The sequence below is a fragment of the Cohaesibacter celericrescens genome (assembly GCF_002866925.1).
Classification (GTDB): domain Bacteria; phylum Pseudomonadota; class Alphaproteobacteria; order Rhizobiales; family Cohaesibacteraceae; genus Cohaesibacter; species Cohaesibacter celericrescens.
The window spans coordinates 16421-42490 of record NZ_PKUQ01000018.1; the positions used below are offsets into that span (position 1 = coordinate 16421).

General features: G+C 51.7%; 26 protein-coding genes. 20 read left to right on the plus strand and 6 right to left on the minus strand.

The features are described from left to right. Positions 1-126 precede the first annotated feature (126 nt). The gene (locus tag C0081_RS23855) at positions 127-447 is read right to left on the minus strand and encodes a BA14K family protein (RefSeq protein ID WP_101533823.1); all 321 of its coding nucleotides are present in this window, start codon (positions 445-447) and stop codon (positions 127-129) included. A 731-nt stretch (positions 448-1178) separates the two neighbouring features. Here C0081_RS23855 and C0081_RS10695 point away from each other — a divergent pair. From C0081_RS10695 to C0081_RS10735, 9 genes are all read left to right on the plus strand, one after another. Continuing rightward, positions 1179-1898, plus strand: a complete 720-nt coding sequence (locus C0081_RS10695; protein ID WP_101533824.1) for a FadR/GntR family transcriptional regulator — start codon at positions 1179-1181, stop codon at positions 1896-1898. A 59-nt stretch (positions 1899-1957) separates the two neighbouring features. Then, a complete protein-coding gene (denD, locus tag C0081_RS10700) occupies positions 1958-2935 on the plus strand; it encodes a D-erythronate dehydrogenase (protein ID WP_101533849.1) in 978 nt (325 codons plus the stop codon). 53 nt (positions 2936-2988) lie between these two features. Then, a complete protein-coding gene (locus C0081_RS10705; RefSeq protein ID WP_101533825.1) occupies positions 2989-3951 on the plus strand; it encodes a TRAP transporter substrate-binding protein in 963 nt (320 codons plus the stop codon). Positions 3952-4018: 67 nt separating this feature from the next. Further along, positions 4019-4525, plus strand: a complete 507-nt coding sequence (locus C0081_RS10710; protein WP_101533826.1) for a TRAP transporter small permease — start codon at positions 4019-4021, stop codon at positions 4523-4525. Then, the gene (locus C0081_RS10715; RefSeq protein ID WP_101533827.1) at positions 4522-5799 is read left to right on the plus strand and encodes a TRAP transporter large permease; all 1278 of its coding nucleotides are present in this window, start codon (positions 4522-4524) and stop codon (positions 5797-5799) included. The genes C0081_RS10710 and C0081_RS10715 overlap by 4 nt, the downstream gene beginning before the upstream one ends. A 101-nt stretch (positions 5800-5900) precedes the next feature. Then, the gene (otnK, locus tag C0081_RS10720) at positions 5901-7175 is read left to right on the plus strand and encodes a 3-oxo-tetronate kinase (protein ID WP_101533828.1); all 1275 of its coding nucleotides are present in this window, start codon (positions 5901-5903) and stop codon (positions 7173-7175) included. Continuing rightward, entirely contained in the window at positions 7175-7825 is a 651-nt protein-coding gene (gene otnC / locus C0081_RS10725; protein ID WP_101533829.1) for a 3-oxo-tetronate 4-phosphate decarboxylase, read from the plus strand. Before otnK ends, otnC begins: the two co-directional genes overlap by 1 nt. Next, complete coding sequence (locus C0081_RS10730; RefSeq protein WP_101533830.1) at positions 7822-8580, plus strand: hydroxypyruvate isomerase family protein; 759 nt, start codon at positions 7822-7824, stop codon at positions 8578-8580. The genes otnC and C0081_RS10730 overlap by 4 nt, the downstream gene beginning before the upstream one ends. Positions 8581-8878: 298 nt before the next feature. Further along, a complete protein-coding gene (locus C0081_RS10735; protein ID WP_101533831.1) occupies positions 8879-9595 on the plus strand; it encodes a histidine utilization transcriptional repressor HutC in 717 nt (238 codons plus the stop codon). On the opposite strand, the gene hisC is transcribed toward C0081_RS10735, so the two are convergent. After that, the gene (gene hisC / locus C0081_RS10740; RefSeq protein ID WP_101533832.1) at positions 9592-10719 is read right to left on the minus strand and encodes a histidinol-phosphate transaminase; all 1128 of its coding nucleotides are present in this window, start codon (positions 10717-10719) and stop codon (positions 9592-9594) included. The genes C0081_RS10735 and hisC overlap by 4 nt on opposite strands. 103 nt (positions 10720-10822) lie before the next feature. Between hisC and C0081_RS10745 the strand changes: the two genes are divergently transcribed. From C0081_RS10745 to C0081_RS10785, 9 genes are all read left to right on the plus strand, one after another. Then, positions 10823-11599, plus strand: coding sequence for an SDR family NAD(P)-dependent oxidoreductase (locus C0081_RS10745; RefSeq protein ID WP_101533833.1), 777 nt, complete (start codon positions 10823-10825; stop codon positions 11597-11599). Positions 11600-11727: 128 nt separating this feature from the next. After that, positions 11728-12858: an ABC transporter ATP-binding protein gene (locus C0081_RS10750; RefSeq protein ID WP_101533834.1), complete on the plus strand. Its 1131-nt coding sequence runs from the start codon at positions 11728-11730 to the stop codon at positions 12856-12858. A gap of 51 nt (positions 12859-12909) precedes the next feature. Further along, a complete protein-coding gene (locus tag C0081_RS10755) occupies positions 12910-14016 on the plus strand; it encodes an ABC transporter substrate-binding protein (protein WP_101533835.1) in 1107 nt (368 codons plus the stop codon). Positions 14017-14180: 164 nt separating this feature from the next. After that, positions 14181-15137, plus strand: a complete 957-nt coding sequence (locus tag C0081_RS10760; RefSeq protein WP_101533836.1) for an ABC transporter permease — start codon at positions 14181-14183, stop codon at positions 15135-15137. Continuing rightward, entirely contained in the window at positions 15134-15931 is a 798-nt protein-coding gene (locus C0081_RS10765; RefSeq protein WP_101533837.1) for an ABC transporter permease, read from the plus strand. The genes C0081_RS10760 and C0081_RS10765 overlap by 4 nt, the downstream gene beginning before the upstream one ends. A gap of 62 nt (positions 15932-15993) precedes the next feature. After that, positions 15994-17319, plus strand: a complete 1326-nt coding sequence (hisD, locus tag C0081_RS10770) for a histidinol dehydrogenase (RefSeq protein WP_101533838.1) — start codon at positions 15994-15996, stop codon at positions 17317-17319. Positions 17320-17333: 14 nt separating this feature from the next. Further along, the gene (locus tag C0081_RS10775; RefSeq protein WP_101533839.1) at positions 17334-18332 is read left to right on the plus strand and encodes a zinc-dependent alcohol dehydrogenase; all 999 of its coding nucleotides are present in this window, start codon (positions 17334-17336) and stop codon (positions 18330-18332) included. A gap of 10 nt (positions 18333-18342) precedes the next feature. Continuing rightward, entirely contained in the window at positions 18343-19638 is a 1296-nt protein-coding gene (locus tag C0081_RS10780; protein WP_101533840.1) for a hypothetical protein, read from the plus strand. A gap of 69 nt (positions 19639-19707) precedes the next feature. Beyond that, positions 19708-20877, plus strand: a complete 1170-nt coding sequence (locus C0081_RS10785) for an alpha-hydroxy acid oxidase (protein ID WP_101533841.1) — start codon at positions 19708-19710, stop codon at positions 20875-20877. 200 nt (positions 20878-21077) lie between these two features. On the opposite strand, the gene C0081_RS10790 is transcribed toward C0081_RS10785, so the two are convergent. From C0081_RS10790 to C0081_RS10800, 3 genes are all read right to left on the minus strand, one after another. Continuing rightward, positions 21078-22388 carry a TRAP transporter large permease gene (locus C0081_RS10790; RefSeq protein WP_101533842.1) on the minus strand — a complete coding sequence of 437 codons (1311 nt, stop codon included), beginning with the start codon at positions 22386-22388 and terminating at the stop codon, positions 21078-21080. Beyond that, complete coding sequence (locus tag C0081_RS10795) at positions 22385-22879, minus strand: TRAP transporter small permease (RefSeq protein ID WP_101533843.1); 495 nt, start codon at positions 22877-22879, stop codon at positions 22385-22387. The genes C0081_RS10790 and C0081_RS10795 overlap by 4 nt, the downstream gene beginning before the upstream one ends. 81 nt (positions 22880-22960) lie before the next feature. Beyond that, on the minus strand, positions 22961-23962 hold the full coding sequence (locus tag C0081_RS10800; RefSeq protein ID WP_101533844.1) for a TRAP transporter substrate-binding protein: 1002 nt from the start codon (positions 23960-23962) through the stop codon (positions 22961-22963). 302 nt (positions 23963-24264) lie between these two features. Here C0081_RS10800 and C0081_RS10805 point away from each other — a divergent pair, with 302 nt between their 5' ends. Then, positions 24265-24954: a GntR family transcriptional regulator gene (locus tag C0081_RS10805; RefSeq protein ID WP_101533845.1), complete on the plus strand. Its 690-nt coding sequence runs from the start codon at positions 24265-24267 to the stop codon at positions 24952-24954. 82 nt (positions 24955-25036) lie between these two features. Here C0081_RS10805 and C0081_RS23205 read toward each other — a convergent pair whose 3' ends face one another. Next, positions 25037-25180 carry a hypothetical protein gene (locus C0081_RS23205; protein WP_180966840.1) on the minus strand — a complete coding sequence of 48 codons (144 nt, stop codon included), beginning with the start codon at positions 25178-25180 and terminating at the stop codon, positions 25037-25039. Between C0081_RS23205 and C0081_RS10810 the strand changes: the two genes are divergently transcribed. Then, positions 25179-25994: a DMT family transporter gene (locus C0081_RS10810; RefSeq protein WP_245417922.1), complete on the plus strand. Its 816-nt coding sequence runs from the start codon at positions 25179-25181 to the stop codon at positions 25992-25994. The genes C0081_RS23205 and C0081_RS10810 overlap by 2 nt on opposite strands. The last annotated feature ends 76 nt before the right edge of the window (positions 25995-26070 follow it).

Genomic DNA, 26070 nt, shown 5'->3' on the forward strand with positions numbered 1-26070 from the left:
CAATCGGCATTAGCTATGCTCCGATTGACAGAATATGAGCAGGATGCAAGTCAAGGCAACAAAAAACCCCGCTTGGTGGCGAGGCTTTCTCCGTTGAGATTTAAACGCGTCACTCGATTTGTATGATCATCTGCGGCATACGCGACGCGGTCCATTATAGGGCTGGAATGTGCAGTCATAAGCCCGGAAACTTCTATAGTGCGCGGAACATGCTCGAACGTTGCAATAGCGGCGTGGTGGTGGGCGATAATAGCGACGCGGAGCAGGACGACGATAGTGACGTATCGCAGGACGGCGATAGTGCCGATGAGGCCGTCCAATGCGATGCGCTTGAGCTTCTGATACGGTCGATATACCTAGAGACGTTCCTGGTACGCTGAGGGGCAGTGCGCCGATGCTCAGGCCGAGAGCAAGAGCGATGGTGAAAAATGAATGTTTGATTTTCATGACAATCGCCTTCTGAAGATAAATTAATGACTAAATCGTTAAAATTTTAATGTTTCCACGTATATCATAAATATAAATCAGAAACAATTAGACATGAATAGTTATGGAGGCGCGCACGCCAAAAGCAGGCGAGTCTTTAGCGGTGCCTTGAAAAGGCCTCCCGCAGCAATTCGGCTCATGACCAGCATCGATTGTCTCTTAAACCATGTTTTTATAAGAGCGTTTGATTTGAACGACCCGTTTTTATCAAAGAGAGACTGGCGCCATCAGGCTTGCCTTGTCATTACAGACATAACGATTGGCCATCAGAGGTATGTTTGTCTCACACTGTCTGATTGGCATCACCAGCCGATTTGAAGTTGATGTGTCGGCTTGATGATCGGAATTTGGACGATGTGCAAGGTTTTGGCCTGCAAATTAGAAGCCTTCTTATGATAAAGATATCCGATTTCCAGAGCAGCCTGTTTGGCTATGCTGCAAAATAAGAAACGACACATTGTGATTGCGAGAAATGCGCGATATTCGCAGTTTATTCATCCCAGCCAAGTTGGCTACCCATTCTAAAAATACTAAGCAATTGAATATAATAATTAATTTCTAAATTTCTCAACAAAAAAAGGGATGCGACATTTTGGTGGTGACTCAGCACCTAAATGATTTGACAGCTTCCATATCTACTCGTAGGCTAACTGGTACGATAGTCATACCAGCATACCAGAGCCCCAAAAGCTATGATCAAATCTTATAACGTCCCTCCCCTATTTGAAGAAGCATTGCGCCCATCTTCTGCGCGAGATTTGGTCGCCTCGAAAATATCTTCGCTCATAGCCACAGGTGTTTTAAGCATCGGCGATGATCTACCAAGCGAAAGAGAGTTGGCGGTATCCTTCGGCTTGAGCCGCTCAAGTATCCGCAGTGGTATCCAGCTTCTTTCGGCCAAGGGCATCGTGCAAATTGCTCAAGGTGTCAAAACACGAGTGATCTCCGATCAAGTAGAGGCAGAGACACGGCGGGTTCGCCCAATCAATGAATATAATATTGAAGAGATCCATGCTGCCAGAATGTCAATGGAAGTTGATGTCATCCGAAGTTCAGCGCAAAGAATCGACGACGACACACTGGCTAAGCTCGAAGAGATGCTTGCCGCTCAGTATAAAATGATCAACGATCCTGTACGGTTCCTAGTGAGTGACCGAGGCTTTCACATTTCAATCTACGAATCTTGCGGCAACAGAATCCTCGCTGATTTTGTCTTTGATCTTTACGGTTATGAAATGGCTCGGCGACGGAAAATCGTTGCGGTTCCCAGCGTCATCGAAGCCAGCTGTCGCGAGCATGAAAAAATTCTCGCTGGACTGAAGAAACGTGACCCAGATGCTGCCAGTCAGGCCTTCGCCGAGCATCTGCAAAATGTCTACATCACAACAAAATCCCTCATGAGAGACTCCTGAAATTTAAAGAGAAGCCTCCCATCGCGTGGCAAGTGCTGCAAAATATAAAGGTTATGAAAATGAAGATATTGGTGACAGGAGCAGGAGGCTTCATTGGTCAAAGGGTTGTTCGAGAGCTGGTTAATCAAGGAACAATTGCAGTCAATGGCTCCCGAAAGGCAATCAAGACGATCTTTGCTTGTGATATCGCCGCGGAAGCCGTCGATAAGCTCGCATCGGAGTTTACGATTGTGGAGCCCCTTGTTGGTGATCTGACCGCGGCGGAAACACAAGATGCAATTCGGGAGATTTCTCCCGATGTTATCGTCCATCTAGCCGCTGTTGTCAGCAGCGCAGCCGAAGCCGATTTTGAGTTGGGCATCAGGATCAACGTTGATGCTCTGGTCGCTTTGATCAATTGTTGCAGAACCAGACCCCAGCCACCTGTCTTTGTCTTCTCTTCCTCGCTTGCCGTTTTCAGCTGCAGCAACAATGAAGTCATCGATCAAGACCGTCCACCAATGCCTCTTTCTTCCTATGGCTCTCAAAAAGTCATCGGAGAATATCTTGTCAGAGATGCCAGCCGCAAGAATTTCCTGTTTGGTCGTTCCATTCGCTTCCCAACCATTTCTGTGCGCCCCGGAAAGCCCAATAGTGCAGCGTCCAGCTTTGCCAGCGGCATCATTCGTGAGCCTATTTCGGGAGAGGAAGCTCGCTTACCGGTGCCGCGCTCAACACAGCTCTACCTTGCTTCACCAGACATGGCGGTGAATTCGGTTTTGCATGCCATTGGTTTAGAGCAGGATGCGATTGGCAACCAAACAACCATCACATTACCGGGCCTCAGTATCTCAGTTGAAGCAATGATCGAACGCCTCAGTGCAATTGTCGGTCCAGACGCGGCCGCTCTGGTCAAAGATGATCCAGATCCCAAAATTGAAGCCATTGTAGGCACATGGCCCGGCGGCATCACAACACCGCGCGCAGAAGCACTGGGCTTCCGCTCCGATGCCAGCTTCGATGAGCTTATTCGAGCCTATATAAAATCGACGTGCTGACTGGAGGAGACCTGCCAGCATTAAATATTCACAACTATAGGGAGGAAAAACCTATGAAACACGTATTCTCATCATTCCTCGTCGCAGCAGCTCTTTCTGTTGGACCAGTGCAGGCAACTGAATTGGTCATGGGCCATACTCAAAGCGAAACATCACACTATGGTGTTGGCGTTGAAGCTTTCTTTGACACACTTGAAGACCTGTCGAGCGGTAAATTTACAGGTCGGCAAGCTGCCGCTGGCGCCCTTGGTGGTGAACGCGACATGATTGAAGGCCTGCAGATTGGTTCGCTGGATCTCGTCATATCTTCGACCGGCCCACTCGGTAACTTCGTACCGGAAGTCTATGTACTTGATCTGCCGTTCTTGTTCCGCGACTACGAACATGCACGCAGCACACTTGATGGTGAAATTGGTCAGGCGCTGCTTGATAAAGTCAGCGAAAACGACCTGAAAGCATTGGCTTGGAGCGAAAATGGCTTCCGCCATGTCACCAACTCCAAACACCCAGTGAAAACACCCGCCGACCTTAAAGGGCTAAAACTGCGTACGATGGAAAATCAGATGCATATGGCGGCCTTCACAGCAATGGGTGCGGCACCAACACCAATGGCGTTCCCTGAGTTGTTCACCGCACTGCAACAAGGTGTTGTTGATGGCCAAGAAAACCCGGTCACGGTTATTTCTGCTGCCAAATTCTGGGAAGTCCAAAAATATGCGACTTTAACCGGTCACGTATATTCCCCGTCCATCATTATGGTGTCCCCGGTTCTTTGGGATAGCCTTTCTGAAGCGGAACAAAACTGGTTCTATGAAGCCGCAGCGGTAGCCGTAAAAACAACGCGAGATGAAGTCACTCGCCTTGAAAATGAAGGCGTTGCCCTTTTGCGTGAAAATGGCATGGAAGTCGTCACCGAAATTGACAAAGCACCTTTTGCCAAGTTGGCCAAACCTGCCTATGCAATCTTCACTGACAAGTATGGCACCGAACTCGTAGATAAGATCCTCGCCCGATGAGCGATCTCCGCCCGCAGCGCCCAAGTGCTGCGGGCAACCTTAGTCTCAAATTGTAGGAGGTCGCGACGTGGATGCTTTCTTGAAGCTTGAGCGGATAACAACTCGAATAGCACTCTTTCTTGGAGTTAGCTTTCTCATCATCGCAACCATATTGGCACTCTACCAGGTTACAACCCGCTTTGTTTTTGGCCAACCTTCAATATGGTCAGAAACTTTCACGCGTGCAGCAATGATATGGTCCGTGTTCCTTGGTATCTCTGTCGCCTACCAGCGAGGCGGGATGATAGCGATTACCATCGTACAACTAGCACTTCCGCCCAAATGGGGCGTTAGGCTCTATGTCGCGGCCAACGCCATGTCCTTGATCTTTTTCGCCTTTCTTTTTTGGCAAGGATATTTGATGACGCTACGCGTCCTATCCCAAAAAATGGGTGGGTTGTCCTTTTCGATTGCATGGGCTTATGCGGCTCTTCCATTCGGCACGGTTTTTACAATCATTGCTGTTCTTGCCTGCACCGTACGGGCCATTCGGTCCGGCGATATGCCTGAGAAAGAGGAGGTATCTGAGTTATGAATGGTGCCATAGTTGTCTCACTCGTTATCTTCTTCCTCATGGGGGTCCCGATTGCAATTGCGATCGGCCTCGCTTCCATCGTCGGTATTGATATCGATGGACGTTTACCCCTACTTCTAATCCCACAACGCATGTTTGTCGGACTGGATAGTTTTCCGTTGGTCGCAATTCCCCTGTTTATTCTTGCGGGTAACCTGATGGCTGGAGCCGGGATTTCTGCAAGGCTCGTCAATCTTGCAAAATCGATGGTCGGCGACATTCAGGGCGGATTGGCCTGCTCTTGTGTCTTGACATGCATGATGTTTGCGTCAGTATCAGGCTCCAGCGTCGCAACCACATTTGCAATCGGTTCGATCCTCGTGCCGGCCATGGCGCGTCACGGCTACCCACGCCCACTTGCGGCTTCCATTCAGGCCAGCTCGGCAGAGCTGGGTGTTCTGATACCACCATCTATCCCACTCATCCTTTATGGCGTGGCCACAGAAACTTCGATTGGCAAACTATTCATTGCAGGCATTGGTCCGGGATTGTTGGTCGGCGTCGCTCTGATGGCGCTGGTGATCGTTATATGTCGTCTTAAGGGGTATGGTCTTGAAGACCGGCTAAATCGCCCCCGTCTGAGGGATGCCTTTATCAAAGCGATACCAGCCTTGTTGGTGCCATTCGTTATCATTGGCGGGATCTATTCTGGTATCTTTACACCAACGGAAGCCTCAGCGGCGGCCGTGGCATGCGCAATTATTGTCGGTTTCTTTTTCTACCGTGAGCTTCATTTAAAGGACATCCCACGCATCCTGACGCAAACGATGATTTCTACATCTGCGATTATGTTGATTATCTCGGCGGCGGCTCTGTTCTCATTCCTGATTTCACGGTCAGGGCTGCCCGGGCAAATTGCTGACTGGTTCTCGAGCGTCTTTGAAACCAAGTTTGGTTTCCTGTTGGCTGTCAATGCTCTTTTGCTCTTCATCGGTATGTTTATCGAAACATCAGCAGCCATTTTGGTGCTCGCACCCATCCTCGCTCCTGTCGCTATCCAGTTCGGCATTGATCCGATGCATTTCGGGCTCATTATGGTCGTCAATTTGGCTCTGGGTATGATCACCCCACCCCTGGGGGTCAATCTCTTTGCCGCTTGCGCCGTAGCCAAGATATCACTGGAAGAAATCGTACCCCAACTTGTCTGGTTTGTCGCGACAGTTATCATTTGCTTGCTGCTGGTCTCATACATCCCTGCGATTACACTGTGGCCCGTTGCGATGGTCTTTGGCTAACGAGCATTAGAGCAAACCGACACGTGTAAATAGATGATCTGTCGTTCGGCCCAGATAGGGGCGCCCGCTGCGTGCGACACAAACGATACTGAGGAAGCAAGATGACGACTCTACTTGGCTGCATTGCCGATGATTTTACCGGAGCCACGGATCTGGCCGGGCTTCTGGCGCGCTCGGGAGTAAAGGTTTCGCTCCGTATGGGGGTGCCTATCGAGGAGCCAAAGGATACGGCGGCTTTCGAAGTCATCGCCCTCAAATGCCGCACAGCACCTGTCAAGGAGGCTGTTGCGGAGTGTAAGGCGGCACTAGACTGGCTCAAACGCGCAGGGGCCGAGCGATTCTTCTGGAAATATTGCTCCACCTTTGACTGTACTGCTGAAGGTAATATCGGACCAGTCGCAGAAGCGTTAATGGCAGAAATTGGTGCGGAACAAACCATCTATTGTCCGGCGTTCCCTGAAAATGGGCGTTCCATATTTATGGGGAATTTGTTTGTTGGTGAGCTGCCATTGGCCGAAAGCCCCATGAAAGACCATCCCCTGACCCCTATGCGTGACAGCAATTTGATGCGGCTTCTAGAGCCGCAGGTCACCAAACCTGTCGGGTTGGCCAATCGTCTGACTGTCGCCAAAGGGCCTGACGCTCTTAAAGCGCGGCTTGAGGACTTGGCTGCAGACGGTGTAGCTCATGTGGTTGTGGATGCTGTTGCCAATGAGGATCTCTTCACGATTTCGAAAGCCTGTCAGGACATGAAACTCATGACCGGCGGCAGCGCGATCGCCATGCCTTTGCCGCATCTCTATTTGGAAGAAGGCAGTCTCTCTGCGGACTTTGCCAAGACGCAAGTTCCGCACCTGTCCCCAAAAGCCATTGTGCTGTCAGGTTCCTGTTCGGCGATGACCCGAGCGCAAGTGGCAAGCTATTCAAGCCAAGCGCCAAGTTATCGGTTGGACCCTTTGGAGTTGGCCAAGCATGGTACCAAAGGGGCTTTGGATTGGCTGGCTGCGCAAGATCTGGCCTGCGCCCCGCTAATCTATGCAACCGCTGAGCCGGCAGATGTCAAAGCGGCACAAGCCCAGCTGGGTGTTGCCAAAGCAGGTGAAATTATCGAAGATGCTCTGGCTGCATTGGCTGTTGCAGCCCTAACGCAAGGGGCGCGGCGTTTTGTTGTCGCTGGTGGCGAGACTTCTGGCGCGGTAACAAAGGCACTAGATGTGACCAAGCTTGATGTCAGCGCCGAAATTGCCCCCGGTGTTCCGTGGTCCTTCTGTGTTAGTCAGGGGCAGGAAATTGCCTTGACCTTGAAGTCAGGCAACTTCGGGGCCGTCGGTTTCTTTGCCGATGCCTTTGCCCGGTTAAAGGAGCTGGAAATATAATGAGTGCAGAAAGCCAGCTTCGAGACCAGATTTGTTTGCTTGCCAAATCATTGTTTGATCGAGGATTGACCGGTGGCTCCACTGGGAATATTTCAGCGCGCACCGCCGATGGGGGATTGTTGGTTTCCCCCTCTGGTTCCTGTTTTGGGCGACTGGATCCCGCGCGGCTATCTCGTTTTGATGAACGAGCGAACCTGATTGATGGAGACAAGCCGACAAAGGAAATGCCGCTTCATTTGGCCTTTTATGAGACCCGCAGTACAGCGGGTGCGGTGGTGCATTTGCATTCCTGCCATTCGGTTGCGTTGTCCATGATGCCGGATGTGGATGCGGACAACTTCCTGCCTGCGCTCACCCCTTACGCCATCATGAAATTGGGTAAGGTCAAACTGCTGCCTTTCTTTCTCCCCGGCGACGAGGCCATGGGTCAAGCCGTCAAAGGACTGGCAGGCAAACGCTCCGCGGTTATGTTGGCCAATCACGGTCCTGTTGTTGCCAGCAAAGATGTAGAGGCGGCCTGCAATGCGATTGAGGAACTGGAAGACACAGCAAGACTTGCCATGATGACACGTGGACACGCACCGCGCGGTCTTAATGATGATCAGATTCAGGCACTGGTCAAAAAATTCAATGTGGAGTGGGATGCATGACAAAATTTTCAGCCAATCTTGGATTTCTCTGGAATGACCGGAGTTTACCCGATGCAATTCGCGCTGCGAAAGCCGCAGGATTTGCTGCGGTAGAGTGCCACTGGCCGTTTGACACACCGGCAACAGAGGTCAAAGCTGCCCTCGACGAGACCGGCCTTGTTATGCTGGGGTTGAACACACGGCGTGGCAATGTTGAAGCCGGAGACAATGGCCTTGCGGCTGTTCCCGGACGCGAAGAGGAAGCGCGCGCAGCGATTGATGAAGCTCTTGCCTATGCTGCTGCGATTGGCGCGCCCAACGTCCACGTCATGTCCGGTTTTGCCGGAGGCCCCAAGGCACACGTAACATTCGTTGAAAACCTCCGCTATGCCACAGCAGAAGCCGCCAAGATCGGCGTCACAATCCTGATTGAACCTCTCAATCATTATGATGCACCCAATTACTTTTTAGGCACCTCAGAACAAGCCAAAACCATTATTCTTGAAGTTGGCGCTTCCAATCTCAAACTGATGTTTGATTGCTATCATTTGCAAATCATGGAAGGTGATTTGGTCCGTCGGCTTGAAAAGCTGCTGCCTATCACCGGTCATATCCAGTTTGCCTCTGTGCCCGATCGCGGCGCTCCGGATCATGGTGAGGTCAATTATGGCTTTGTCTTCGAAAGAATTGCAGAGTTAGGCTGGACCACGCCACTTGGCGCTGAATATAAATCGACGGAACCAACAGACAAAACTCTGGGCTGGATGAAGCGTTAAAATCTAGAGATATATGTCGTGACGAACGGGAAATCTTCTTTAACCTCCCAATTGGGAAACAAGGAGATGCTTAGAAACAAGGATCAACGGCTGCCAGAGGTGCAGCCGTTTGCGTGACTATGCCCGTCTCTTCAATCCAGCGTCACTCCAGTCTTCTGGGCCGGTCTATTGCATGTACCGAATAGATGGCTATAATTAAGTGTATACATATATTAAAAATTCAATGATTACAGATATATAAGCGTTTCCCAACCTCCAGTGAATGCACCTATAAAGTTTGAGGGTTGATTTTAGTTTCATGACATCCAGCCGTTCATCCAAGACCAGTCATGCCCGCATCAAGTCGGATATATTGGAACAAATCATTGATGGCACTTGGCAACCGGGCTTTCAATTGCCCATTGAGACAGTTCTCGCCGACTCTTATGGCGTCTCTCGTATGACAATGAACAAAGTCCTCACACAGCTCGCGAATGAAGGATATGTGTATCGGCGCAAGAAGAAGGGAACGTTCGTTGCCGAGCCAAGAGCCCAATCGGCTGTGATGGAAATTACCGATATCGAGCGGGAAGTGCTCGCGCTCGACAAGACTTATCGCTGGGATCTCCTGACGCGTCAAAACCACCCAATGAGTGCCAAAAACTTAGAACAGCTCACATTGCCGGCAACAACGGATACAGGCGGCTTGTTTCTGGAAGGCATTCATTACTCTTGTGATACGCCCTTCTGCCTTGAAACGCGCTATATCAACAGCGATATCGTGCCCAATGTTCTTGAACAGGATTTTGCCTGTCTGGCACCGGGAAGTTGGCTGCTCAAGGTCATGCCTTGGACAAAGGCAGCCCACCAGATCCGTGCCATCAATGTCAGCAATCCAAGCGCCCGTCTGCTGGAGCTTGATCCGGGCAGTGCCTGCCTTGAAATCATCCGCCGCACAGAGATTGATGCCACTTGGGTTACTTGGGCTCGGCTCCTCTATCCCGGCCAAGCCCATCAATTGATTGCTCAGTTTTAAGTATTTTGTGTGAGGATACCTGCAAGAGCTGACAGGAATTGCCGATTTTCCTGTTCCACCCCAACAGAAACTCTCAGCCAATTTTCATACCCCGCTTGCTTCCAAGGCTTAACGATCACCCCTTCACATATAAGTTTTTCTGCAATTTGCGTCGCAGGCTCCGATGTCGAGAAGAACAGAAAATTGCCAAGAGAGGGCAGAACAAAAAGGCCCAAGGCTTCGAGCCCTGTCAACAGCATCTGACGCTGCTCCACGATCTGTTGCAAAACCGGATAGATGGCAGCGGGATTTTGTAACGCTACGACAGCACCCGCTTGGGCCACGGAATTTGCATTGAATGGCGTGCGAACCAAATCGAGCCCCAAACGCAGAGTGGAATTGTTGGTAAGGCCATAACCGATGCGCAAACCAGCCAGCCCATAGGCTTTGGAGAATGTGCGCAACACCAACAACGGTTTGTCATGGTGTTTCAGGCGCTCCGTTGCAGGGAGGTATGACTGGCCATCGCTCTGATAGGACGCAAATTCCAGATAGGCCTCGTCGATACATAAAACTGATTGCGGATGTTGAGCAGCTAGCACACGATCCAGCTCGTCTGCCGTCAACCAAAGGCCTGTCGGGTTCATCGGATTTGCAAAAATCGTCAGGCGTACGGGGCGGGAAACAGCCTTTACCAGTGCATCCACATCAATTTTGTTGTGATCAACAAGCCCGATGCGTGTGACATGAGCGCCCATCATGATGGCGTAATCTTCATGCAGCGGAAAGGACGGATAAAGTGTGACCACTTCGTCGCCGGACCGCAATATAGTGCGTGCTAGTATATTCAATAGATCCTCGGACCCATTGCCAAGGATCACTTGCTCCGCATCACAACCGCAGAATTCCGCGATAGATTTCGCGAGAGCACGGCCTTGCGGATCAGGATAACGATAGGCGGTAGCAATCTCTTGATGCATGGCTTCTGCGATGACGTTCGGCATCTGATAGGGATTTTCGTTGGAAGCAAGTTTTGCTATTGGCTTGCCTGCTGCTTTTTCCGCCACATCCTGCAGCGACAAACCCGCATTGTATGGCTTGAGTGTGGTTAGTTCCGACCTTAGTATGAATTTTTGGGATGTCATTAGAAGGCCTCTCATTGAAGTTTATCACCAATCCGTCTAGCATATTGTCTATACATAATAATGCAATCGACAATATTTGTATTCATCACCGCCGGAGATAAAAATGAACGACACCCTCCTTGAGCATCTGGGCAAACTGTTTTCCCTCTCAGGCCAGCGCGCCGTGGTTACCGGTGCCAGCCGTGGGATAGGCAAGGCGCTCGCTATTGGCTTGGCAAAGTCCGGGGCGGATTTGGTGATTACCGCACGCAATACAGAAAGCCTTGCTTCAACCGCAGATGCGATAAAGGCCATTGGACGCAATGTGGACAGTATCGCCTGTGATCAACGCGACGTAGAGGCTATTCGAAACGCTCTTGGGGCCATTGGCCCTATTGATATTCTTGTCAATAATGCCGGGGTTGAGGATGTCTGCCCCGCCAAGGACATTGAAGAGGCACTTTGGGACAAGATTCTGGATACCAATTTGAAAGGCGCTTTCTTCACATCTCAAGCCGTGGCCAAATCCATGGCGGAGAAAAAGCGCGGGTCAATTATCAATCTCGCCTCCCTCACCTCCTTTGTGGGGGTCCCGACGGCGGTGCCCTATGGCTCATCGAAATCCGGCATATCGGGCATGACTCGCGCACTCGCAACAGAATGGGCATCTGATGGTATTCGTGTCAACGCCATAGCGCCGGGTTACTTCCGAACTGAGATGACCGAGGGCTTCTATCAAAACGAAGAGTGGGCCGAGGGCATGCAGTCCAAAATTCCGTTAGGTCGTTTTGGACAACTTGACGATCTGATCGGTGCGGTATTGTTTCTTGCCTCGCCTGCCTCTAATTATGTCACAGGACAAATTTTAGGCATTGATGGTGGCTATTTGGCGGCTATTTGAGCATAGTGACGGCATCTGTAAGGTTCTGCAGCGTAGCGGAATAGTATATACATAATGCATCTTTAAAAGACTGCCCACCCGACCCAATGATCTATTTTGGTGTTGCCGATGAAGAACGAGGATAAGGCATGAGTAGTATGCACCGGCAGACCAAAAGTGATGCCGATGACCGGATTGCGGTCAGCGCCCGTGACGTCACAATGGATTTCGGGGCAGACCTCCCTGCGGTTGATAATGCATCTTTTGATGTTGAGAAAGGCACATTTCTAACTATTCTTGGTCCCTCGGGTTCCGGCAAAACCACCTTGCTACGGATGATTGCCGGTTTTCAGCCACCAACCAGTGGCGTCATAACCATCGGCGGGAAACCAGTGGATGCTGCACCTCCGCATCGCCGTTCGGTTGGAATGGTGTTCCAGAAACTGGCCCTGTTTCCCCATATGACCGCGGCGGAGAATGTCGCCTTTCCCTTGAAAATGCGCAGGACCGATCCCTCTCTGATCCCCGACAAGGTCGAGCAATTTCTCAGTCTGGTGAAGCTGGACGGGTATGGCGAGCGTAGTCCACACGAATTGTCCGGCGGGCAGCAACAGCGCGTCGCTATTGCGCGGGCCTTGGTGTTTGAACCGGACCTGTTGTTGCTTGATGAGCCTCTGGCCGCTCTTGATCGCAAGTTGCGTGAAGAGATGCAGCTCGAATTTCGCCGCATCCAGAAAGAATTGGGTGTGACGACCATCAACGTGACACACGACCAACGTGAAGCTCTTGTGGTTTCGGATGATATCATCGTCATGAACAATGGCGTCATTCAGCAACAATCAAAACCTGTTGGCCTCTATCGTTCGCCCAACAATCTGTTTGTTGCCAGCTTCATCGGTATATCCACATTTATCGACGGCGTGGCCAGTGCTGACGGGCTAAAGGTTGGCAACCAAGAGCTGCCCGGCCGCCATGCCCCTGATATCACAGCGGGGGCGTCAGTACGCGGAGCGATCCGTGCTGAACAAATCCGGCTCGTGGGAAGCGAGAGCGGCGCGGCTCTGGCTGACTGCGAAATACAATTAGCCGGATCTGTCGAAGATGTGATTTTTGAAGGCGAGAGGCTCATTTATGTTGTTGTCTCCACCGCACTACCGGGAGTCAAATTCCAGATTTTCCATCATGATCCGCACGAGTTCGATCTTTTCGAGCCGGGCGTTGAAGTCCGCTTTGGCTGGAACGCGAAAGACATGAAAATTTTCCAACATGCTGCCCAATAATAACAATATCAAAGCAGTGCCCAATCAAACCATCGACAGGAGAACAGACACATGGTGAATATCAAGAAAGGCCTATCCCGGCGCTCAATCTTGCGTGCTGGTGTCGCAGGAGGTAGCGTAGCGCTTCTAAGCACGATGCCAAGTGGGCGTCTTTTGGCTGCAGCGCCAGAAAAGCCAACCGAAATCATTGTCCGCGCCTGGGGCGGGGAATGGGTAGAGGCCCTCAAAGCAGGGGTATCCAATCCCTTCACCAAAATGACCGGCATCGAAATACGCCATGATCTCACTGAAGACAATGAAATTCAGCCCAAGGTCTGGGCGGCCGTGGCACAAAAACGCGTTCCACCCATTCATGTCAACTGGGACACCACCACCAACGCAACCAAATCTGCCTTGCGCGGTGTGACAGAGGATCTTACGGGCCTGGCCAATCTGGCCAATACAACCGATCTCGCCAAGCCGGTGGGCATGGATGGCTACCCTATCGTTAACACCTATGGCTATGTCTATGTGTTGGCCTATCGTCCAGAAGCATTCCCTGACGGCCCACCAAAGAGCTGGAAAGACCTACTTGATCCCAAATTCAAGGGCCGCATCGCGCTCTATAATGACGGCATTGGCTTCCATTTCCCTGCTCAGGTTGCTGGCGGCGGATCCCTTGATGGCATTCCTGACGATATGGCCGCATGTTGGGACTTTGTCGAACAAATGAAGGCTCAAGAGCCCCTGCTCGGTGAAGACCCCGATTTCACCACTTGGTTCCAGAATGGCGAGATCGATGCAGCTTGCACCATCTCAACCAACGCGCTGGCGGCCAAGAAAAATGGCGTCGAAATCGCTTGGACTGTTCCCGAAGAAGGCTGCAAGTTCGACACTGACGGCTTGTGGATCCCTAAAGGCCTGCCAGAGAATGAGCTATACTGGGCCAAGCAATATATCAACTTCGCCATCTCCAAGGATGCACAGCAGATCTGGTGCAACGGCCTTGGCCTACCCGGTGTGGTTCCAGGCCTGACGCCTCCTGCAAATCTGGTGGGCGATCCCTCCTATCCGACCAAACCAGAAGATTTCGAGCATCTCATCCGTGTCTCGAATAAGGTTCAGGTCGAGAATGAAAGTGACTGGTTCTCCAAATTCAAGGAAATCATGCAGGGCTAATATTTTGCCGGATACGCGGCTAAGTACTGCGTATCCGGCACCGCCTATTGCCCAAACCTGACCCCAGCGATAGCGGCCTAATACTAGATAATCCCCCATTCGCTGGGTTTTTGACCCAAACATGCCCGCACATGCATGCTTCCCGCGGGGAGAGAAGACCCAGAATGAACAATCCAACCGTCAACAAAACCCGTTTTCGTTATCCAATGCGTTGGCGGATAATGGACAGTCTTGAGACAGGCACCAGCTTGCTCTGGCCCAAATCCATGAGCCGATATACCGGATGGTTATTGCTGTCTCCGGCGCTGTTACTGGTGGGTATTCTGGTAATCGGGCTTGTTCAGATTGCAGACAGCTCTATGCGGACGCTCGATACCTCAACATATTTGTTCTCTGAGACCTATTCTGGTGAGAATTATGCAACCATCATTGAGAGCGCGACCTATGCCAAAGTGATCTGGCGTTCTCTGCTTGGCGCTTTTCTGACCGTGGTTTTCACATTGTTGCTCGCCTTCCCCTATTCCTACATTCTGGTTCGCACCCGCTCTGCCCTGACCCGCAAAACCCTTCTGGTTATTTTGTTCCTTCCCTTTTTCATCGGTCAGGTGGTGCGGGCCTATGGCTGGCTCATCATCCTTGGCAACTCGGGCGCAGTAAATGAGGTTCTCGGTCTTGTCGGCATCGCACCGATGCGGCTTCTGTTCAATTTCCCGGCCGTCATTTTCGGTTTGGTGCAATATATGCTGCCCTTTGCTGTTCTGTTGCTCGCCCCTGCGTTGACAGCCATTCCACAAGAAATAGAAACCGCAGCTGGCTCTCTTGGCGCCAACTGGAGGCAGACGCTTTGGCATGTCATTTTGCCTATGGCCAAGCCCGGACTGATTGGTGCTGGGCTGGTGGTGGCCACCTTGTCACTGACTGATTTTGCCATGCCGGCAATGCTTGGTGGTGGTTCGCAAGATTTCATCGCCAACGCCATTTATGATCAATTCTTCCGGACCTCCAATCAAGGCCTGGGTGCCGCACTGGCGCTTGTTCTGGTTGGTATCGGGTCAATAATGGTCGGAATTGTCTTTATGATCTTTGGCGCAGGCACGCTCGGCATGGGAGCAAAAAAATGACGAGTCCATCGCAAAAGGTCATTTTCTGGTCGCTGGTTATGATTAGCGTCATTACGCTGTCATTGCCAACCATCATCGTCATTGGTGCGTCTGTGACATCTGGCAATATCATTGCCTTTCCGCCCGAAGGCTTTTCACTCAAGTGGTATGAGAAAATTGCCATGGCGCGAGATCTGCGCCTTGCCCTATGGCGTTCGCTCATCGTCTCCACGGTCTGTGTCGCCGTTTCACTGCCAATCGGCACCTTGGCAGGTATCGCGCTGACACGCTACCGACTGCGGTTCATCAATCTGATCAACATCTATTTGCTGCTGCCTTTCACTGTACCGCTAATTGGCTCCGGCATCGGCATGATGCTGGTATTTGGTGAATGGGGCATTCTTGGCAATGTTTGGCCAGTCGGTGTGGCTTGCGCGGTGATCAACCTACCCTTCATTATCTGGTCGGTGTCTTCCTCGGCTGCGGTTCTGGACAGGGATCTGGAACTGGCAGCGGAAAATTGTGGTGCCGGACGGATTGAGACCTTCTGGTATGTCACCCTGCCTGCCGTTATGCCCGGCGTTATCACCGGCGGGCTTTTGATGTTCGTGCTGGCAATGACCGAATTCCTCGTCAGCCTACTGCTGACCGATGCGCGCACAGTGACCCTGCCCGTGCAGATCTACAATAATATCCGCTCCATTATCACACCTGACCTTGCGGCGATCTCTGTTGTTTTCGTCCTGATCGCGCTTTTGGCAGTGTGGTTGCTCGACAAGATTGTAGGGCTGGAGATTTTCCTCAAATCAAAGTGAAGACGCTTTACGCCAATAGATGATGTGGACCAGCAGCCAAATCATATAGAAAGGAATGCCCGATGACTGAAGTAACCTACAAGGTTCTGGCCGATCTGTCGCCAGAAGAGCGCAAAGAGCTGGTGAAGCGGTCCGAAACGGACCTTTCTTTCTTTCTAGAAAAAGTTCAGCCAATTATTGATGCCGTCAAGACCGAGGGCGACGCTGCGCTCGTGCGCTTTGGTACAGAACTCGACAAGGCGCAAGGCCTGACTGTCGACAATCTAAAAGCATCCGAGGAAGAATTCGAAGAAGCCTTCAATCTGGTTGAGGAAGAGGTAATCAACGCCATTCGGTATGGCATTGAGAATATCCGCAGCTTCCATGAGGAACAAGCTCCAGAACCCATGTGGCTGAAAGAAGTGCGCCCCGGTGCCTTTGCCGGAGATCGTTTCACCCCGATAAACTCGGTTGCACTCTATGTACCGCGTGGCAAAGGCTCATTTCCGTCTGTCACCATGATGACGACCACACCGGCGGTTGTTGCCAAAGTGCCTAATATTGCCATTTTCACACCTCCGGGACCGGATGGGAAAGTGGATGCAGCCACATTGGTGGCGGCTCGTCTTGCAGGCGTGGATACCGTTTATAAAGTTGGCGGCGCACAGGCCGTGGCCGCTGCCGCTTTTGGCACGGAAACCATCATGCCTGCCAAAAAGATTGTTGGCCCGGGTAGCCCTTGGGTCGTTGCAGCAAAACGCCTGCTGGCTGGTGTGATTGACCCGGGTTTGCCTGCCGGTCCGTCTGAAGTGGTCATTCTCGCAGACGACACGGTTGATGGTGGTCTGGCCGCAATGGATCTACTGATCGAAGCCGAGCATGGTCCCGACAGTTCCGCGTGGCTCATCACCTCATCCGAGCGCGTTGCCAAAGAAGCCCTTGCAGCCCTGCCCAAGCACTGGGCCAACATGACCGAGCAACGCGTGGAATTTTCCAAAGCTGTTCTAACCGGTTCTTCGGGCGGCATTGTTTTGGCGCGCGATATGGATGATGCCTGTGCTTTGGTCAACGAGTATGCTCCGGAGCATCTGGAAATTCTCTCCACTAAAGCATTTGAATATCTCGGCATGATCACCGAAGCATCCGAAATCCTGATGGGCACCCACACGCCGGTTACCATTGCCAACTTTGCGCTTGGTCCCAATGCCGTGTTGCCAACGTCAATGGGTGCCAACACATGGGGGCCCTTGTCGGTCAGCGATTTTGTGCGCCGTAGTTCTATTGGCTACGTCACACCAAAGGGCTATCCGGAACTCGCGGCCAACGCCAAGATCCTTGCCGATTACGAAGGCTTTTCCTCTCACGCCAACGCTGTCAGCGAGCTGCGCGAGCAATATCTCAAGGATTGAGGGATCAAAGCACCATGAAAGCAGTGCGCTTGTTTGGGGTGAAGGATTTGCGGGTCGAGGACATCGGCCCGCCTGCCCCTCCATTGGAAAATGAAGTGACGCTTGATGTGACCTATGCGGGAATATGCGGTTCGGATTTGCATAATTTCAGCACGGGTGAATGGATTACACGCGCGCCATCGGTCGCCGGGCATGAATTCACCGGTGTGATTTCATCCATCGGCGCTAAAGTTTCCCATGTCTGCGTTGGGGATCGGGTAATCGTCGACAGTCGGCACATCTGCGGACACTGCCGCAATTGCCGTGACGACCTCGGGCAAGTCTGCGAAAATCTTGGCTTCATAGGTGAAATCATTGACGGCGGATTTGCGCAAGCCGTGACCCTTCCGGCGCGCAATGTGATCAAAGCCCCTGCGAATGTTGCCGATCGCCATCTTGCGCTTGCCGAACCGCTGGCCGTTGCGCTGCATGTCCTCAATAAACTCAATATCCCCGAGGGTACTGAAATTCTCATTGCTGGCTGTGGTCCCATTGGCGGCCTTGTGGCCCTACTTGCGGCGCAGGACGGGCACAAAGTTGCTGTGATTGATCGCAATGAACCGCGCGCCAATACAGTCGCTGAAATGACAGGCGGACGGATCCTAGATTTGTCTCAAGACTGGGGCTGCCAAGCGCCACGTTATGCGGTTGACGCAACAGGCTCTCCCCATGTGATCGGGCAGTTGATCGAGAAGCTTGCCGCCGGTGGTGCTGTCGGGCTGGTTGGTATTGGCCATGGGACACTTGATCTCAATCCGGTCACGCTGGTTGAGAAGGAAATTTCTCTTGTTGGCTGCCACGCCTATGGCGGCGAGCTGCAAACAATTGCAGACTTGTTGCCAAGCCTGTCGCCACATCTTGATCAGGTGATCTCTGAACCGATTTCACTTGATGCGATCCCCGACGCCTATCTGCGCCATCTCGCAGGCGATGTGACCAGCCTTAAGACCATAATCAACTGTCAGGAAGGCTAATCAGACTGCCATGACCACTCCCCTTTCCCGCACGGCCGAAATTCGCGCCGTGGCACGAGATGACCTGCAGCAGGCTCAAGCCATGCTTCAGGCTCTGCTCTGTGACTTGTTCGACCTTCCGGTGGAAGGTCTGAAGATCAATCTGGACAAATACTCCCTCAATTCCCTCAACGGCTTTTTCTCGGCAAGCGGCAAAGACTATTTCTTCAAGTTCCATCAGGAGGAAGGCGAAGAAGCAATGCGGGGCGAGTATTACCGTGCCGATATTCTCGCCAGCGCCGGATTGCCCGTGGACCAACCGGTGTATATGTCGACTTTGCCCGGTGAACAGGTCCTGGTCTATGCCCGCCGCTCTGATCCGCGATTTTCCGACCTGCTCTATGAGCTTGATGGTTCCCAAGACAAGGACGCGATCCAGCGCGCTGTTGAGGCGGAAGCTGATCTCAATAGACGCCTTCTGGCAACGGCAAAAGACAGTCTACATCCGATTACGCCTGCGCAATCACGCGCCGAGCCAATCCATCGCCTCTTTCACGAGCGCCTGATCGATCCCGCCAGCGGCACCTATCCCGGCGGACGCTTCAAGCACTTCTATGTGGGCAAGCGGTTTGCGTTCCCCAACGAGATGGGCCTTGATTGGCAAGTGCTTTCATCCGCCCGTCCGGTTATCAATGGCCTAGAATATCATCGCAGTCTTGGTGAACTGTTTGACCTTGCACACCGACGCTATCAGCCCGAAAGACTCGCCGATGCTGGCGGTATTATCGCCCATGGGGATGCCCACAATGCCAATGTCTGGTATGAGCGCGGCGTGGCATCCGATCGTCTGGCCTTTTTCGATCCTGCCTTTGCCGGGCGCGACGTGCCGTCATTGCTGGCAGAGGTCAAATCTACCTTTCACAATGTTTTTGCCCATCCCTTATGGCTTTACAGCGCCGATCTCACCAAAGAACGCTTTAGCGCATCGGTTCGCCATGAGAGTGGCAAGTTATTCATTGAGACCGACTGGGCGCTATCGCCCGTGCGCGAACAGATGCTAACTGTGAAAGCCGAGATTTTCTGGAAACCCTGGTTAGCCCATCTCAAGGCGCAAGGCTTGCTGCCAGAGGATTGGGAAGATGTCATCCGCATCGGCTTGTTCCTCTCCCCAACGCTGGTGATGAATCTCAATGCGGGGCAAGGTGCAGATTTGCATAATCCTATCTCTTCGGCCATCGGGTTTGCCGTTGCCCTTAGCGCAGGCTCACGCCCTGTTTCGGGCAAGGACGCCTTCTCCTCCTTTTTCGATTCCATTATGCCAGACTGACGCATCGCCCATCAGAGGCAAAGCATCAGCCAATCAACGCGCCACGCCAAGACCAAGAAAGCAAACTCCATGTCTTTTGATCGCCACTTTCTCAATGTCGATGATTTCCAAAAAGCAGCGCGGCGACGCTTGCCCAAGATTTTTGCGGACTATGTTGATGGCGGGGCCTTTACCGAAACGACACTGAAGCGCAACGGTGCCGATTTTGAACGCATTGCTCTGCGGCAGAAGGTGCTTACAAATCTGAAAGACCCCGATATCAGCACACTGCTGAATAGCACCCGATACACCCTGCCCTTTGGTCCGGGCCCTGTTGGATATCAAGGGCTTTATCGGAGGGGTGGCGATCTCGCCATTGCCAAGGCCGCAGCCAAGGCAGGTGTGCCTTTTGTGCTTTCCACATTTTCCATTGCGGGTCCGGAAACGATAGCGCGCGAAACAGGCGTTGCGCCGCAATTCCAGCTTTATCTCGACATTGATCCCGACGTGAATGCCTCCTATTTGAGCCAATGCCGCAAAGCAGGTGTTGATACCATTTTCCTGACGGTGGATACGGCGATCACATCGGTACGTGAAAAAGATGTTCGCAACGGCTTCCGCGCGGTTGATCGTATCACGCCGCACTTGGCCATGCAGTTCGCCACCCGTCCCGGCTGGACGCTCGACATGGCGATGGGGCCATTCCCTCAAGTTGAAATCATCAAAGGTAGGGAAGCGGATTTTGGCAAAGGGGCTTTGGCTCAGTCCGGCTCCCTTGCCGGGCGCCTTGATAAAAATTTAACATGGGAAACCATCCGCACCTTACGCAAGCAATGGGATGGCAAACTGATCATCAAAGGCATATCCGATATCAAAGACGCAGCACAGGCTGCCAAAGAAGATATTGATGGCATCGTCCTATCCAACCATGGCGGCCGACAGCTTGATCATGGTCTATCGACAATTTCTCTCGTCGCAGGCATCCGCCAAGCGCTCGGGTGCGAAAAATCACTCTATGTGGACAGCGGCTTCCGGCGTGGCAGTGATGTGATCAAAGCCATCGCCCTTGGCGCCGATTTTGTGCTAATGGGCCGCCCGTTCACATGGGCTGTCACAGCCAAGGGCGAACGCGGCGTGTCCAAATTGTTTCAGCTTTTGAAGGTCGAAACCGAGACCACCTTGCAACTGATGGGCCTTTCAAGCCTTGAAGAGCTCAAGGCCGAAGGAACCTCGGCCCTACGGTTTCTCGACAAAGAATGAGCGCCCATTCTTGAGGCTGTCGAAGCGCGGGATACCGCCGCCGCTGAAGAGCTTATGCGTCTTCACATGATCAAACCACGCGAACAGTTCCAAGGCTCACAAGCATTTTGCATTTGATCGCCACCAAGGGGCATCGCCAGAGTAGTATCAGGACCCGCGGCTACAAGCGCTGCGGATCCTGCGAATGCTGGTGACCACGCCTACTTAAACGTGGCTGGCATCAATGTCTTGGGAAGCCAAAGTGCAATCTCTGGGAATAAAATCACGATAAGCAGGATTAGCAGCATTGGCATCAAAATAATCACCGTGTCTCGCAGCACATGTACGACGTTGAGATTGGCAATTGAGGCGGAGATGAGCAAGCATAAACCATATGGAGGCGTTACAAGCCCGAAGGCCAGCGAGATAATACCGATAATAGCAAAAACAACAGGATGAATTTCCGCTGCGGTGGCGACCGGAAAGAGAACTGTGCCCAAGATGATGATTGTCGGGATAGCATCGATGAATAACCCAAACAGCAAGAAGAGTGCCGCAATCACCAGCGAGGTTCCAAACTGGCCAAACTCAAGGTTTGTCAGCAGCCCGACAATAAGCCGAGGAACATTGTAATATGCTAACATCCACCCAAAAGCCGAAGCGGTTCCAATTGCGAACAGGGAAATGGAAGCAAAGCGCCCTGTCTCATAGAGAACACTAACAAGTTCTTTGGGATTGATGGTGCGATAAACAAACATGCCCAGGATCAACGAATAGAAGGCAGCGATGATAGCACTCTCAGTCGGCGTTACGATGCCTCCTACAATACCACCGATGACCAGTACCGGCGTCATCAGAGCGAGCCACGCTCCCTTGAAGGCAGAGCAGAAGTCTCTCCAGCTCGGTTTGCCTGCCGTCGGATAATCATAAATTCGAGCATAAGCATAAACGGTTCCCATCAAGGCGGCAGCGATCAGAAACCCCGGCACGGCGCCAGCAAGGAACAAGGCGCCCACTGAAATGGACATGACCCCACCCCAGACGACCATCAGAATGCTTGGCGGAATAATAACACCCATAACAGAAGAGCAGGCGGTGATGGCGACAGCAAAACGGGGGCTATAACCCTGCTTAATCATTGCAGGTATCAGAATTTTGCCGCACCCTGCCGCATCAGCCGTAGACGAACCTGAAATACCGGCAAACAACATCGACACCGCGACATTGACCTGACCCAAGCCACCGGGAAGCCAGCCGGTAAGGACCCGCGATAATTCGATAAGCCGATCGGTTATTTTGCCCGAGTTCATCAAATTGGCTGCAAGCAGAAAGAAGGGTACAGCGAGCAGAATGAAGGAATCGTACGACTGGAACATACGATCCATGATCAGGAAGGGCGTAAGCCTGATGTCCAGCACAACTACTGGTATGGTAGCAATGCCCAACGCGAAAGCTACCGGAACACGCAAGAGGACGAGAACCAAGAAGGTCCCGACCAAGAGCAAACAAGCAATACCTGTGGTTATAATCATTGCGACGCGTGTCCTGACTCACGAAAAGTTTGTATCACTTCCCATAGGTGATAGAGCGAAAAGGCCGACCAGACAAAACCGGCCAGAGGAACCGTGATATAGGTAAAGAGCAGATTTGCCTGTAGCATAACGGAGCTCTGGATTGAGCCGAACTTCGCATATCCGATGCCATACCACGCAAAGAGAAGTGCGAATGCGCTGACCATGATCAGGACAAACCCCTTTTGCAAAAGCATCCCCCAGCGGGATGTCGCCTCGGGAAAGACGAGCACATCAAAATGCGTGCCCTCCCATACTGCGATCATGGATCCCAACATGACGACCCAAACAAAAATAAAGTTGGCGAGCTCTTCGGTCCATAGATAGACAGGAATTATTCCCGTATACCGGGCAAGAACCTGCATGGCGACAGGGATGATCAATACCGCAATCAGGGCGCCAACCAAAACACGCAAGACCTGGCAAAGTCCTTCGAGGAAATTCTTAATCATAGTCAACCCTTGAAGTCTTGATGCAGATGCACCTAAGAACCCCCATGGTCCGAAGACCATGGGAGTGAGAGGGAAATTTGATTATTTTGCCTGAATGGCATCAAGCAGAGCCGTCGCTCCAAGCTCTTCGGCATAGGCCTTCTGAACAGGAATAACCATCGCAAGCAGCTTGTCGCGATCAGCAAATTCGTGCACTTCGATTTGCTTGGCATCCTTCATCTGTGTCAGTTTCTGGCCATCTTCGGTCGATTCAACTTTGCGACCATATTCGCCAGCTTCCTTGCCGGCTTTAAGCACCACGGCCTGCATTTCCGGAGACAATTTAGCAAAACTTTTGCCACTAAAGACAATCGGACGAACGGTTATAGAATGCTGGGTAAGTGTTACGTGTGGAGCAACCTCAAAGAATTTATACTGCAACAGGCTTGCGGCTTCATTTTCAAGACCGGAGACAACACCGGTTTGAATGGCGTTATAGACTTCTGAGTAGGCAATCGCCGAAGGAGCTGCTGAGGCTGCGCCAAAAATGCGGGCCTGAATGGGAGCACCCATTACGCGCATTTTGTGGCCCTTTAACTCTTCAAGATTGGAAATCTGCTTATCGGAGATCAGGTTACGCGTGCCACCGCCTGCATATCCAATAATCTTTAGGTCCGCTTTTTCAAGCAACTCATCTTCAAGGGGCTTTAGGACGTCGCTAGAAAGAACCGCATTCCAATGCTCTAGGTCGCGAAAAACAAAAGGCATGTCCATCAAAGGGACTGCTGGTGCAAAGCGCGCTAGGTTGGACGGGGCGATGATGGCATAGTCAATGGCAACACCCTGTGTCAGGAAGTTGACATAATCGGGTTCAATGCCCAGCTCGCTGTTGAGGCGCAGATCAAACGTAACCTCTGTGTCGGCATATTTGTTGACCAGCTCACCAAATTTCATGAGCGTTTTGGTATAGGCATGGCTCTCATCGAACAAGCTGGCGCCACGCAGGGTCATGTCTGCGGCTTGCGTTGCCGTTGCAGATATGACCAGCGCGCCGGCAAACACGGCTCCTGATGCGAATTTAGATGCGGATTTCAAGAAAGTCATATTGGTTCCTCCCAATGACATATCGAAGTCGGCCCAGTAGGTTCGAGCCGTGAAGCTAGAAAGCGACGGTAAAAGAAAATCACAGCCCACCTTGCATGTCAATAATTTAGTAGACTAGAATGGTAATGCATACTAGTTGGGGTGGCTTGGATATTTTTATCTCGGCTTGGCCAATGAATGATGTATTGAATGAACAAAAGCCGTATAAAAGGCTGGCCGAGGCATCCGGTTTTTCTGTATAAGAATGCACCGAATACGGATGGCATATGAGGGTTACTGACTATGGCGGTTTGGAATAGAAAATGAATACCAGTGCTCTACAGATCGGTGGTCAGAGACGCACCACCGCAGATGCGATATTCGAAATGCTGCGACAGGACATTGTGAAACTTCGCCTTGAGCCCGGAGCCAAACTATCTGAAGCTGAGGTCGCCAGTCGGCATCAGGTTTCCCGCCAGCCAGTTCGTGAAGCCTTTATTCGCTTGAGTCATTTGAATTTGGTTCGCGTTCAACCGCAAAGAGCAACAACGGTCCGCAAGCTTTCCAGCCGCGACATTCTTAATTCCTGGTTCCTTCGCATTGCGATAGAGGTGGAGGTCGTTCGGCGTGGATGTGAAAGTGCAAATGCAGACAATCTGAAAGCGCTTAGGGAAAATATTGCGGAACAACAAAAAGCGGTTCAAACCAAGGATGGCGATCGCCTTCACACGCTTGATTATGAGTTCCATCATTTGCTATGCAAAGCCGCCAATTGCGAGTTTGCCTATGATACGATCGCGGAATACAAGTCTCACGTAGATCGGCTGTGTATGCTGGACATCACGAGCACCGAAAGCATGGACGAGTTGCTTTCGGATCACACCAAGATCGTTTCAGCATTGCAGCATCGTGATATCGAAGAAGCCGTGTCTCTCACACGGGTTCATCTTTCCCGTCTTGATACATCCCTTATCGTTGCTCGGGAAAAATATCCTCACTATTTCCAAGATTAACAGAAGGACACCACCCCTCCTGCTTGGATACCACACACACTTTGGTTGGTGACCTGAAAATTGTTTGAGAATGATCTGACATCTACCCTTGCGCCATACAATAGGTAAGACCGTTTTCGGTGGATGCGTCAGATTGGTCAAGGTGAAAGACACCAAACCATATGAACGCCAGTTCAATAATCCAGAATCCAAATTTGCGTGGCAGCTTGTTTATGGTGTTCGCCATGGCTGGATTTTCCTTACAAGACATGTTGCTCAAAAGAGTTATGGAGCAAATGCCGGTGGGGCAGATGCTGATCCTTTTTGGCACCGGTGGAATGATCGTTTTTGCGATCTTGGCTTACAGACGAGGTGAAGCCATTTTCGCGTCCGGCATCCTTTCACCGATCCTAGCGCTGCGCTCAGTGTGTGAGATTGCAGGGCATGTTTTTTTCTTCAATGCCCTGGCTTTGACAACTTTGTCCAGTGTTTCAGCCGTTTTACAAGCCACGCCGCTGTTTGTTACGATCGGTGCAATACTCTTTTTTAAGGAGAGAGTTGGACTGCACCGTTGGGTTGCCATCCTGATGGGGTTTTTTGGAGTGATGCTCATCCTGCGACCCGGCTTGGGAGGATTTGAGCTGGCATCCCTCTTCGCTGTTTTGGGAACTCTGGGTTTCGCCGGGCGCGATCTGGGGTCACGCGCGACGCCGATAGCCGTATCCAACATTCAGTTGGGTGTTTACGGATTTCTGATGTTGATCATTGCGGGGATCGTCGCCTTGTCAATAACAGGCAGTGTTACCATACCTGACGAACGCTCAATCCTTCATTTGATTACCGCAATCCTAATTGGATCGCTGGCTTATAATTTTTTGTCACTGGCCATGCGATGCGGAGACGTTTCTGTCGTGGCACCATTCCGCTATGTAAGACTGGTTTTTGCAATGGGATTGGGTTTTGTTGTCTTTGCTGAACGTCCGGACAATCTAACCCTATTGGGCGGCACCATCATTGTGGCAAGTGGCCTTTACACCCTGAGCAGAAGCAATAAAGCTTAACGACCTTCTCACAAGTGGCCGAGAAGCTTTTGCCAAACGAAATCCCCTCTGCCCCACCCTCTGGTAAATTTTTAAA